The 12,181-nt window shown below is 70.4% G+C and carries 9 protein-coding genes; all 9 read left to right on the plus strand.

Annotated features, from left to right (window positions below):
• Positions 1-24: 24 nt before the first annotated feature.
• The 9 genes from ACGFU7_RS15085 (at position 25) to ACGFU7_RS15125 (ending at position 12,178) form a co-directional block, all read left to right on the plus strand.
• On the plus strand, positions 25-1,062 hold the full coding sequence (locus tag ACGFU7_RS15085) for a substrate-binding domain-containing protein (RefSeq protein WP_393695827.1): 1,038 nt from the start codon (positions 25-27) through the stop codon (positions 1,060-1,062).
• 68 nt (positions 1,063-1,130) lie between these two features.
• Complete coding sequence (locus ACGFU7_RS15090; RefSeq protein WP_393695829.1) at positions 1,131-2,372, plus strand: Gfo/Idh/MocA family protein; 1,242 nt, start codon at positions 1,131-1,133, stop codon at positions 2,370-2,372.
• A 12-nt stretch (positions 2,373-2,384) separates the two neighbouring features.
• On the plus strand, positions 2,385-3,389 hold the full coding sequence (locus ACGFU7_RS15095; RefSeq protein ID WP_393695831.1) for a sugar phosphate isomerase/epimerase family protein: 1,005 nt from the start codon (positions 2,385-2,387) through the stop codon (positions 3,387-3,389).
• 354 nt (positions 3,390-3,743) lie between these two features.
• A complete protein-coding gene (locus tag ACGFU7_RS15100) occupies positions 3,744-7,478 on the plus strand; it encodes a ThuA domain-containing protein (protein ID WP_393695833.1) in 3,735 nt (1,244 codons plus the stop codon).
• Between the two features lie 130 nt (positions 7,479-7,608).
• Positions 7,609-8,727 carry an inositol-3-phosphate synthase gene (locus tag ACGFU7_RS15105; protein ID WP_393695835.1) on the plus strand — a complete coding sequence of 373 codons (1,119 nt, stop codon included), beginning with the start codon at positions 7,609-7,611 and terminating at the stop codon, positions 8,725-8,727.
• A complete protein-coding gene (locus ACGFU7_RS15110) occupies positions 8,724-9,788 on the plus strand; it encodes an SCO3242 family prenyltransferase (protein ID WP_393695837.1) in 1,065 nt (354 codons plus the stop codon). Before ACGFU7_RS15105 ends, ACGFU7_RS15110 begins: the two co-directional genes overlap by 4 nt.
• Positions 9,785-10,642, plus strand: a complete 858-nt coding sequence (locus ACGFU7_RS15115) for a sugar phosphate isomerase/epimerase family protein (RefSeq protein ID WP_393695839.1) — start codon at positions 9,785-9,787, stop codon at positions 10,640-10,642. Before ACGFU7_RS15110 ends, ACGFU7_RS15115 begins: the two co-directional genes overlap by 4 nt.
• A 28-nt stretch (positions 10,643-10,670) precedes the next feature.
• Positions 10,671-11,330: an EboA domain-containing protein gene (locus ACGFU7_RS15120; protein WP_393696168.1), complete on the plus strand. Its 660-nt coding sequence runs from the start codon at positions 10,671-10,673 to the stop codon at positions 11,328-11,330.
• The gene (locus tag ACGFU7_RS15125) at positions 11,330-12,178 is read left to right on the plus strand and encodes a TatD family hydrolase (RefSeq protein WP_393695841.1); all 849 of its coding nucleotides are present in this window, start codon (positions 11,330-11,332) and stop codon (positions 12,176-12,178) included. The genes ACGFU7_RS15120 and ACGFU7_RS15125 overlap by 1 nt, the downstream gene beginning before the upstream one ends.
• The last annotated feature ends 3 nt before the right edge of the window (positions 12,179-12,181 follow it).

A 12,181-nucleotide genomic window follows, 5' to 3' on the forward strand; every position in this document is an offset into this window, starting at 1 on the left:
CACCGGATGAAGGGTTTGACAGCCATGCCAGAAACCAGCCGCAGACGACTGCTCTTCGGCACCGCAGCCGTCTCCGCGGGCGCCCTCCTCACCGCCTGCACCAGCAACGAGCCCAAGAAATCGGAGACCGCGCAGAGCAATCAGCCCGCCGCCGACGACAAGCCCGGCAAGCCCGTCACCATCGGCTTCGCGGGCCCGCAGGCCGACCACGGCTGGCTCAACGCCATCAACGAGAACGCCAAGTCGCGGGCGGCGAAGTACTCCGAGGTGACCCTGGAGATCACCGAGGGCTCCAACGACACCGCCGCCCAGATCGGCCAGGTCAAGACCCTCATCAACAAGAAGGTCGACGTCCTCGTCATCCTCCCCGCAGACGGCAAGGCGCTCACCCAGGTCGGTCTGGAAGCGATGAAAGCGGGCATCCCCGTCGTCAACCTGGACCGGATCTTCGCCTCGCCGCAGGCGTACCGCTGCTGGGTCGGCGGCGACAACTACGGCATGGGCCTCAACGCCGGTACGTACATCGGCGAGCAGCTCAAGGACAAGGCGAACGCCAAGGTCGTCGAGCTGGCCGGCATCGACAACCTGGAGCTCACCAAGCAGCGCAGCCAGGGCTTCGCCGACGCACTGAAGAACTACCCCAACATCAAACTGGTGGCCCGTCAGGCCGCCGATTTCACCGTCGAGTCGGGCCAGGCGAAGATGGCCCAGCTCCTGCAGGCGCAGAAGAAGTTCGACGCCCTGTGGAATCACGACGACGACCAGGGCGTGGGCGCGCTGCGCGCCATCCAGCAGGCGGGCCGGGACGAGTTCTTGATGGTCGGCGGCGCCGGCGCCAAGTCCGCGATGGACGCCATCAAGGCAGACAACAGCGTGCTGAAGGCCACCGTTCTCTACCCGCCGACGATGGCCGCGTCCGCCATCGACCTGGCGCGTGCGCTGGGTCAGGGAAAGGGCATCGGCGGCCTCTCCGAACTGGAGATCCCGACCAGCCTCACCCTCTACTCGGCTGTCGTCACCAAGGACAACATCGACCAGTACCTGCCGACGGGCTTCAGCTGATCCGCCCCGCAGGAGGGTGCTGACCCTCCTGCCGCACCCATCGAACGACCGACGAGGAGGAAGCCCGGATGGCCCGTAGGGAAGAGACGGATCAGGAGGCCGCAGCGCCGCCGCCGACATACCGGACGATGCCGAGTGCGCCGGTGCTCGGCGTCGGCATGGTCGGATACGCGTTCATGGGCGCCGCCCACTCGCAGGGGTGGCGCACCGCGGGACACGTCTTCGAGCTGCCGATGAAACCGGCTCTCGCCGCGATCTGCGGACGCGACCGGGCAGCGGTCGACGTGGCGGCGGCCCGCCACGGCTGGGCGGCGGCGGAGACCGACTGGCGGGCCCTCATCGCCCGGGACGATGTGCAGCTCGTCGACATCTGCACCCCCGGCGACAGCCATGCCGAGATCGCCATCGCCGCCCTGGAGGCGGGCAAGCACGTGCTGTGCGAGAAGCCGCTCGCCAACACGGTCGCCGAGGCCGAGGCCATGGCCGAGGCCGCGGAGCGCGCGGCGGCCCGCGGCCAGGTCGCGATGGTGGGTTTCAACTACCGCAAGGTGCCCGCGATCACCTACGCCCGGCAGCTGATCGCCGAGGGGCGGATCGGCACCCTGCGGCATGTCCGCGCCACCTACCTCCAGGACTGGCTCGTCGACCCCGAATCACCGCTCACCTGGCGGCTGAAGCGGGAACACGCCGGCTCGGGAGCGCTCGGCGACCTGGGGGCGCACATCGTCGACCTGGCCCAGTATCTGGCGGGGGAGCTGCTGGTCGGGGTGTCGGCGGTGAGTGAGACGTTCGTACGCGAACGGCCGCTGCCGGCCGGTCCGTCGGCCGGGCTCTCCGGCGCCGCGGACTCGGCCGCGCGCGGGGCGGTGACCGTCGACGACGCGGCCCTGTTCACCGGCCGGCTCGCCTCCGGGGCGCTGGCCTCGTTCGAGACGACCCGGATGGCGGCCGGACGGAAGAACGCGCTGCGGCTGGAGATCAACGGGGAGCGCGGCTCGCTCGCCTTCGATCTGGAACGGCTCAACGAACTGTCCTTCCACGACCACACCGAACCCGCCACCACGGCAGGGTTCCGGCGCATCCTCGTCACCGAACCCCAACACCCCTACCTGGAGGCGTGGTGGCCGCCGGGCCACGCCCTGGGCTACGAGCACACCTTCATCCACCAGGCCCGTGACCTGGTGCGGACGATCGCCGAAGGAACCGCCCCCGCACCGTCGTTCGCCGACGGACTGCAGGTGCAGCGGGTGCTCGCAGCGGTGGAGGAGAGCGCCGAGAAGAACTCCGTGCACACCCCTGTAGTCCTCTAGGAGGTCCTGCGCATGCCCCGTCCCTTCACACTCTTCACCGGCCAGTGGGCCGACCTGCCGTTGGAGGAGGTCTGCCGGCTCGCCCGGGACTTCGGCTACGACGGTCTCGAACTCGCCTGCTGGGGCGACCACTTCGAGGTCGACAAGGCTCTCGCAGACCCCGGCTATCTGGACGGGCGGCGGCAGCTGCTCGACAAGTACGGACTGAAGTGCTGGGCGGTCTCCAACCATCTCGTCGGCCAGGCGGTCTGCGACAACCCGATCGACGAGCGGCACCAGGGGATCCTGCCGACGCGGATCTGGGGCGACGGTGAACCCGAAGGGGTGCGCCGCCGGGCCGCCGAGGAGATGAAGAACACCGCCCGCGCGGCCGCCGCCTTCGGGGTGCGTACCGTCATCGGCTTCACCGGCTCCTCGATCTGGCACCTGGTCGCGATGTTCCCGCCGGTCCCGCCGCACATGATCGAGCGGGGTTACGAGGACTTCGCCGAGCGCTGGAACCCGATCCTGGACGTCTTCGACGCGGAGGGCGTGCGGTTCGCCCATGAGGTGCACCCCAGCGAGATCGCGTACGACTACTGGACCACGCACCGCGCACTGGAGGCCGTCGGCCACCGGGCCGCGTTCGGGCTGAACTTCGACCCCAGCCACTTCGTCTGGCAGGACCTCGACCCGGTCAACTTCCTGTACGACTTCCGCGACCGGATCTACCACGTGGACTGCAAGGAGGCGCGCAAGCGCCTCGACGGCCGCAATGGTCGCCTCGGCTCCCACCTGCCGTGGGGTGATCCACGGCGCGGCTGGGACTTCGTCTCCGCCGGGCACGGCGACGTGCCGTGGGAGGACGTCTTCCGGATGCTCCGGTCCATCGATTACGAGGGCCCGGTCTCCGTCGAGTGGGAGGACGCGGGGATGGACCGGCTGGCGGGCGCGCCGGAAGCGCTTGCCACGCTGAAGCGGTATGACTTCGACCCGCCGTCCGCGTCGTTCGACGCGGCGTTCGGGGGCGGGGACTGACGGGTCCGTCCGTCCGGGGGCGCTGCCCCCGGGGACCCGCTCCTCAATCGCCGGAGGGGCTTGAGCCGGCCGAGGCCCGGCTCGGGAAGGGGTGAGCGCGGAGAGAGAGCCCGCCGCCACCCCGCGCTCAGCCCTGCCCTCACCCCCCTTTGTCCTGACGCAGGAAAAAGTTCAACAAGACCGCTGCGTAAGGGCTTTCCGTCCCGGACGAACAGGTCTACCGTCCCCAACGTGTACATGACATGACTCGGGTCACCGGCGCCTCGCAGGCCACGGATGACCTGCGCGGCAGTCCCCGCGCAGAACGGCTCGGCAGCACCCGCCCGTACAACCGGCACTCTCCGGAGGACACTCGTGCACAGAACCAGAAGCAGGAGCGGAAACAGGAACAGAGCGCGGCTCCGCGTCCGTAAATCCCTCGCGCTGCTCACCGGCGGCCTGCTCGCGGCGGCCACCCTCGCCCTGGGCGCCTCGCCCGGAGCGGCCGCGGCAGGACCGTCCTCGCCGGCCGCCGCCGACGCGGCGGCCGAGGAATTCCAGCAGGTCACCCTGGCCAAGGGCGCTGCCGAGACCGGCGAGCCCATGTCGCTGGCCGTGCTCCCCGACCGCAGCGTCCTGCACACCTCGCGCAACGGCGAGCTGCGGATCACCGACAGCGCCGGCAACACCAAGGTCTCCGGTGTCCTGCCCGTCTACTCGCACGACGAGGAAGGCCTCCAGGGCGTCGGCATCGACCCCGAGTTCAGTGAGAACCGGGCGATCTACCTCTACTACGCACCCCCGCTGGACACCCCCGCGGGCGACGCGCCCGAGACCGGGACCGCCGCCGACTTCGCCAAGTTCGACGGAGTGAACCGGCTGTCCCGCTTCGTCCTCAAGGAGGACGGCACCCTCGACCTGGCCACCGAGAAGAAGGTCCTCGACGTCAAGACGTCGCGCGGCATCTGCTGCCACGTCGGCGGCGACATCGACTTCGACGCCCAGGGCAACCTGTACCTGTCGACTGGCGACGACTCCAACCCGTTCGCCTCCGACGGCTACAGCCCCATCGACCAGCGCCCTGACCGCAACCCGGCGTTCGACGCCCGACGCTCCGCGGGCAACACCAATGACCTGCGCGGCAAGGTCCTCAGGATCAAGGTCGCGGACGACGGCTCGTACACCGTCCCCGAGGGCAACCTCTTCGCCCCGGGCACGGACAAGACCCGTCCCGAGATCTACGCAATGGGCTTCCGCAACCCGTTCCGCTTCAGCGTCGACAAGGCCACCGGCATTGTCTACGTCGGCGACTACGGTCCCGACGCGGGCGCGGCCGACCCCAAGCGCGGGCCGGCCGGACAGGTCGAGTTCGCCCGGGTGACCAAGGCGGGCAACTTCGGCTGGCCGTTCTGCACCGGGAACAACGACCCCTTCATCGACTACGACTTCGCGACGAAGACCTCCGGAGCCGCCTTCGACTGCGCAGCCCCGAAGAACACTTCGCCGCACAACACCGGCCTGGTCGACCTGCCCGCGGCGCAGCCCGCGTGGATTCCGTACGACGGCGGCTCCGTGCCCGAGTTCGGTACCGGTTCCGAGTCGCCGATGGGCGGCCCCGTCTACCACTACGACGCCAACCTCGACTCGCCCGTCAAGTTCCCCGAGGCGTACGACGGGGACTTCTTCGCCGGTGAGTTCGGCCGGCAATGGATCAAGCGCATCGAGCAGGACGGCAACGGCGCCGTCCAGTCCATCAACGACATCCCGTGGTCCGGGACCCAGGTGATGGACATGGCCTTCGGCCCGGACGGGGCGCTGTACGTCCTGGACTACGGCCTCTCATGGTTCGGTGGCGACGAGAACTCCGCGCTCTACCGCATCGAGAACGCCACCGGTGGCCGTTCACCCGTCGCCGAGGCAGCTGTCAACAAGACATCCGGCACCGCACCGCTGAAGGTGCAGTTCTCCTCCGCGGGCACCACGGACGGTGACGGCGACGCACTCACGTACGCTTGGGACTTCGGCGACGGCGGAACCTCCACGGCCGCCAACCCGACGTACACGTACAAGAAGAACGGCACCTACACCGCCACCGTCACCGCCAAGGACCCCACCGGGCGCACCGGCGCGGCAAGCGTCCATGTGACCGTGGGCAACACGGCACCCAAGGTGAACCTGGAACTCCCCGGTGACGGGCAGCTGTTCGACTTCGGGGACGACATCCCGTTCAAGGTGACCGTCACCGATCCCGAGGACGGCACGATCGACTGCTCCAAGGTCGAGGTGCGCTTCGTCCTCGGCCACGACAGCCACGGACACCCCATCACCACCGTCAACGGGTGCTCCGGCACGATCAAGACCGCGATCGACGGCGGACACGACCCGAACGCCAACATCTTCGGAGTCATCGACGCCTCCTACACCGACAACGGAGGCGGCGGCCAGGCCGCGCTGTCCGGGCACGACCAGTCGCAGCTCCAGCCCCGCCACCGGCAGGCCGAGCACTTCACCTCGTCGTCCGGCATCAAGACGTACGACAAGGCGGCCGCCCACGGCGGCAAGACGGTCGGCGACATCGACAACGACGACTGGATCGCCTTCAAGCCGTACATCCTCGGCGACTCGACCAAGCTCACCGCCCGGATCGCCTCCGGCGGGGCGGGCGGCTTCCTCGAAGTACGGTCCGGATCCGCGACCGGCACGATCCTCGGCTCCGCACCGGTGCCGGTGACCGGTGGCTGGGAGAACTTCCAGGACATCGACGTACCGCTGCGCGGCGTTCCCAAGAAGGCCACGGAACTCTTCCTCGTCTTCAAGGGAGGCGCCGGAGCGTTGTACGACATCGACGACTTCGAGCTCTCCAACAGTGCCCCCGACCGGACCGCCAAGAGGGTCCTCGTCTTCTCCAAGACGGCCGGCTTCCGCCACGACGCGATTCCCGAGGGCATCGCCGCACTGAAGGAACTCGGCAAGGACAGCAACATCACTGTCGACGCCACGGAGGAGGCCGGCCAGTTCACGACCAGCAACCTGGCGCGCTACGACGCCGTTGTCTTCCTGTCGACCACCGGTGATGTGCTCAACGCCGACCAGCAGAAGGCGTTCGAGAACTATGTGTCCACCGGTGGTGGCTTCATGGGCATCCACGCGGCGGCGGACACCGAGTACGACTGGCCGTTCTACGGCGGACTCGTCGGCGCGTACTTCGCCGGACACCCCGCCATCCAGCCCGTCACCGTCCGGGTCGAGGACCACAAGCACCCGGCGACCGCACACCTCGACGACGCGTGGGACCGCACCGACGAGCTGTACAACTACCGCACCAACCCACGTGGTCAGGTCAAGGTACTCGCCACACTCGACGAGACGACCTACACCGGCGGCACCATGAAGGGCGACCACCCGATCACCTGGTGCCAGACCTACCAGGGAGGACGCTCCTTCTACACCGGCCTCGGCCACACCAAGGAGTCGTACGCCGAACCGGCTTTCCGCCAGCTCCTCCTCGGTGGCGTGCGCTACGCGGCCGGTCAGGTGAAGGCCGACTGCAAGCCCGGCACCGGCTACCGGTCGATCTTCAACGGCAAGACGCTCGAAGGCTGGAAGCAGGCGGGCCCCGGAAAGTTCAACGTCGTCGACGGTGAACTCCGCTCCGAGGGCGGCATGGGACTCCTCACCTACCAGGCCAAGGAGCTGGGGTCGTACTCGCTCAAGCTCGACTGGAAGATGGCGGGCGACGACAACTCCGGTGTCTTCGTCGGCTTCCCGGAGTCCGACGACCCCTGGTCCGCGGTGAACAACGGCTACGAGGTCCAGATCGACGCCACCGACGCGCCCGACCGCACCACGGGCTCGATCTACACCTTCAAGGCGGCGAACACCAAGGCCCGTGACCAGGTCCTGAGGCCGCCCGGCCAGTGGAACAGCTACGAGATCAAGGTCCAGGGCGAGCGGCTCCAGGTCTTCCTCAACGGAGTGAAGATCAACGACTTCACCAACACCGATCCGGTACGGAGCCTGAAGGACGGCTACATCGGCATCCAGAACCATGGCGCCGACGACCAGGTGTCCTTCCGCAACATCGAGCTGAAGGAGTTGCCCTCGGCGTAGGGCGGTTGCTCCGCCGACGGCGGGCGGGGCGGGAGACCTCCCCGTCCGCCGTCTCCACCCGATCCTCATCCTTCGTCGCACAGCGCCACTTGCTCTGCCCAGCCAGGACCCCCAGCCAGGGAGGCAGCCCGTGTCAGCACCCGCCGTTCGTACCGGAGTCTGGTTCATCGGAGCACGCGGCTCCGTCGCCACCACCGCCACAGCGGGGTGTGCGGCGCTCGCCGCAGGGCTCCACCCGGCGGCAGGCATGGTCACCGAGACACCGCCGTTCGCCGACAGCGGGCTGCCCGGCCTCACCTCACTGGTCTTCGGCGGACACGACACCGTCGGCTGTCCGCTGCCCAAACGGGCCGAGGCACTGGCCACCGGGGGAGTGCTGCCGCACGGCCTGCCCTCGGCGGTACGCTCCGAACTCGCCGCCGCCGACGCGGAGATACGGCCCGGCGGGCCGCTGCCCGGCGACACCCGCAGCGACGAGGAGCTCATCACCGCCTTCGCCGCCGACATCGCGGATTTCGGGCACCGGAACGACCTGGCCAGGACGGTCGTGATCAATGTCGCCTCCACGGAACCCGTCCCGGCCCCCGGCGAGCCGCGGCTGCCCGTCAGCTCGCTCTATGCCGCGGCCGCGCTCCGGGCCGGCTGCCCGTACATCAACTTCACCCCGTCCACCGGGCTGCGCACCCCCGCCCTCCAGGACGCCGTCGCGGGCTGCGGACTTCCTCACGCGGGCCGCGACGGCAAGACCGGTCAGACACTGCTCCGCTCCGTACTCGCCCCGATGTTCGTGCAACGCGCCCTGCCTGTACGGGCCTGGTCGGGCACCAACCTGCTGGGCGGCGGGGACGGGGCGGCGCTGGCCGACCCGGGCGCGGCGGCGGCCAAGAACGCGGGCAAGGAACGCGTCCTCGCCGACACGCTGGGAACCGCACCCGAGGGCGAGGTCCACATCGACGACGTACCGGCCCTCGGCGACTGGAAGACGGCCTGGGACCACATCGCGTTCGACGGATTCCTCGGGGCGCGCATGGTGCTCCAGACGACCTGGCAGGGGTGCGACTCCGCACTGGCCGCCCCCCTGGTCCTTGACCTGGCCAGACTGGTGGCCCGCGCCCATGAGGAGGGGCTGACCGGTCCCTTGCCCCAGCTCGGCTTCTACTTCAAGGACCCGGACGGCGGCCCCGCCGCACTCTTCGAGCAGTACATGGCGCTGCTCGCCTTCGCCGAAACGCTGCGGGGGGAGAAGTGACGGTACGGGCCTGGGCGGAGCTGCTGCGGGTGTCGGCGCTGTTCACCGTCCCCGGCGACGCGCTGGCCGGGGCGGCGGCGACGGGCCTGCGCCCCGACCGCGGCACCGCGCTCGCCGTCGGCGCGTCACTCTGCCTGTACGAGGCGGGCATGGCGCTCAACGACTGGGCCGACCGCGACGAGGACGCCGTCGACCGCCCGCACCGGCCGATTCCGTCGGGCCGCATCGCTCCCGGCGCGGCCCTCGCGGCGGCGGGCGCGCTGACGGCCGCGGGCCTGGGCCTCGCCGCACGGGCCGGCCGCCCGGCCCTCGCGGTCGCCACCGGGCTGGCGGCGACGGTCTGGGCGTACGACCTCCGCCTCAAGCACACTCCGGCGGGACCGGCTGCGATGGCGGCGGCACGAGGGCTGGATCTGCTGCTCGGCGCCACCGCCACCGGTGCGAGGAGGGCGACGGGTTCGGGGTCGGGTGCGGGCGCGGGGTCGCGCACGGGCCGGGGTTCGGGTCCGGGGCCGGGTGCGGCTTCGGTTTCATCGGCTTCGGGTTCGCGTGGCTTCGTTCGCGGCGCCCTCCCGGCCGCCGGCCTGCTCGGGGCGCACACCTACGCCGTCACCGCCGTCTCACGGCACGAGGCGCAGGGCGGATCCACCACCGCACCCCTCGTCGCACTCGCGGCCACCGCCGCCCTGGGCGCCGCGGCCCTGCGCGAGCAGCACGGGAAGCGCGCACCCGGGGACGCGCCCTCGGATGCGGGACGCGGCAGGAAGGGGGAGGCGCACCCGTCACACCGGCCACCGGCAACCCTCGCCTCCACGACCCCACGCCTCCTCCTCACCGCGCTCACCGGCGCCTACTTCCGTACCGCCGCCGGCCCCCTCCTGCACGCCGCCCTCAACCCGTCCCCGCCACTCACCCAGCGCGCCGTCGGCGGCGGTATCCGGGCGATGATCCCGCTCCAGGCCGCCCTCGCCGCCCGCGCCGGAGCAGCAGGTACAGGGCTCGCCGTCATGGGACTCGTCCCGCTCGCCCGCACTCTCGCCCGGAAGGTGAGCCTCACATGACGATCCGCCTCGGCTACGGCACCAACGGGCTCACCGACCTCCGCCTGGACGACGCCCTCGGACTCCTCGCCGATCTCGGGTACGACGGGGTCGGCCTGACCCTCGACCACATGCACCTCGACCCCCTCGCCCCGGACGTTGCCCCGCGCACCCGCCACGTGGCATCCAGGCTCCAGGAGCTGGGCCTCGGCGTCACTGTCGAGACCGGTGCCCGTTACATCCTCGACCCCCGCCGCAAGCACGGCCCGTCCCTCCTCGACCCGGACCCCGAGGCCCGCGCAGCCCGCACCCGGCTGCTCGTCCGGGCCGTCGGCATCGCCGCCGACCTCGGCGCCCACGCCCTGCACTGCTTCAGCGGCGTCACCCCACGGGACACCACCCCCTCCGCCGCCTGGCAGCGGCTCACCGGCTCCCTCGCCCCCGTCCTGGACGCCGCCGACCGCGCCGGCATCCCTCTGGCGATCGAGCCCGAGCCCGGACACCTCCTCGCCGACCTCGCCGACTTCCACCACCTGCGTGTCCTCAGCGGGGATCCGCCACCGCTCGGACTCACCCTGGACATCGGCCACTGCCAATGCCTGGAGCCCGCCCTGCCCGTCGACTGCGTCCGGGCCGCCGCCCCCTGGCTGCGGCACGTCCAGATAGAGGACATGCGCAGGGGTGTTCATGAGCACCTCCCGTTCGGTGAAGGCGAGATCGACTTCCCGCCCGTACTCGAAGCGCTCGACGCCCTCTCGGACACCGGCTACCGCGGCCTCACCGTCGTCGAACTGCCCCGTCACTCCCACGCCGGCCCCGAACTCGCCCGCACCTCCATCGAGTTCCTCCGCAAGCACAGTCCGTCGAGCCGCTGAATCCGCCGAAGGGAGCAACGCCATGCCGATGACCCCGACGACCACCCCGCTGCTGACCCGCGAGGAGCTCGACGCACAGCTCGGCGGAGCCGCGCGCGCCTGGTTCGACGAGGCCCTCGCCGAGGCCGAACACGCCGCCTCCCACGAGGACACCGAACGGCCCGGCGGTCCGTACGCCGTACCACCGTGGGAGCTGCGGTACGCCGCCGCCGGCCGGTACTGCGGACTCGAACACGCCGACTCCGTACGCGCCCTGCTGCTCATCGAAGCCCGCGCCGCACTGCCCGCCCTGACCCGGCTCTACGAGCAGGGCACCGCCGCCGAACGGCGCGCCGTCCTGCTCACCCTGCACCGGCTGGACCTCGGTCCCACCGCCCTTCCGCTCATCGAGGACGCCCTGCGCACCAATGACACCCGGCTGGTCGCCGCGGCCGTCGGCCCGTATGCCGCCGCCCATCTCGACGCGCACAACTGGCGCCACGCCATTCTCAAATGCCTGTTCACCGGTGTCCCCGTAGATGCCGTCGACCAACTGGCGCGGCGCTCGCGCGGCGACGCGGAACTCGCCCGCATGCTCGGCGACTACGCGGCCGAACGCATCGCCGCAGGCCGCAGCGTCCCCGCCGATCTCACCCAGGTGCTCTACCTCACCACTCCCGGCCCTGCCGCCCCCACGGAGGAGTCCTGATGCGCATCTTCGACCCCCACATCCATATGACCTCCCGCACCACGGACGACTATCAGGCGATGTACGACGCGGGTGTCCGCGCCCTCGTGGAACCCTCCTTCTGGCTCGGCCAGCCCCGCACCTCGCCCGCCAGCTTCTTCGACTACTTCGACGCCCTGCTCGGCTGGGAACCCTTCCGCGCCGCCCAGTACGGCATCGCCCACCACTGCACGCTCGCCCTCAACCCCAAAGAGGCGAACGACCCCCGCTGCACCCCCGTCCTGGACGCGCTGCCCCGCTATCTCGTCAAGGACTCCGTCGTCGCCGTCGGCGAGATCGGCTACGACTCCATGACCCCGGCCGAGGACACCGCCCTGGCCGCACAGCTCCAGCTCGCCGCAGACCACGGCCTGCCCGCCCTCGTGCACACCCCGCACCGCGACAAGCTCGCCGGTCTGCACCGCACCCTCGACGTCATCCGCGAATCCCACCTCCCCCCGGAGCGGGTCCTTCTCGATCACCTCAATGAGACGACCGTAAAGGACGCCACTGACAGCGGCTGCTGGGCCGGCTTCTCCATCTATCCCGACACCAAGATGGACGAGGACCGCATGATCGCGATTCTCAAGACCCACGGCACCGAGAAGGTCCTGGTCAACTCGGCCGCCGACTGGGGCAGGAGCGACCCGCTCAAGACCCGCAAGGTGGGCGACGCGATGCTCGCCGCCGGGTTCAACGAGGACGACGTCGACCAGGTGCTCTGGCGCAATCCCGTCGCCTTCTACGGCCAGAGCGGCCGCCTCCAGCTCGACCTCACCACCCCCGATCAGCTCCACGAGGGCAACTCCATCCTGCGCGGCGGGGAGTGAGGC

Source organism: Streptomyces sp. NPDC048473 (assembly GCF_043200155.1).
Classification (GTDB): domain Bacteria; phylum Actinomycetota; class Actinomycetes; order Streptomycetales; family Streptomycetaceae; genus Streptomyces.

Coding starts and splice junctions, on each gene's coding strand:
- ACGFU7_RS15120 (WP_393696168.1), top strand. CDS start 10,671: ATGACCCCGACGACCACCCCGCTGCTGACCCGCGAGGAGCTCGACGCA.
- ACGFU7_RS15090 (WP_393695829.1), top strand. CDS start 1,131: ATGGCCCGTAGGGAAGAGACGGATCAGGAGGCCGCAGCGCCGCCGCCG.
- ACGFU7_RS15095 (WP_393695831.1), top strand. CDS start 2,385: ATGCCCCGTCCCTTCACACTCTTCACCGGCCAGTGGGCCGACCTGCCG.
- ACGFU7_RS15115 (WP_393695839.1), top strand. CDS start 9,785: ATGACGATCCGCCTCGGCTACGGCACCAACGGGCTCACCGACCTCCGC.
- ACGFU7_RS15125 (WP_393695841.1), top strand. CDS start 11,330: ATGCGCATCTTCGACCCCCACATCCATATGACCTCCCGCACCACGGAC.
- ACGFU7_RS15085 (WP_393695827.1), top strand. CDS start 25: ATGCCAGAAACCAGCCGCAGACGACTGCTCTTCGGCACCGCAGCCGTC.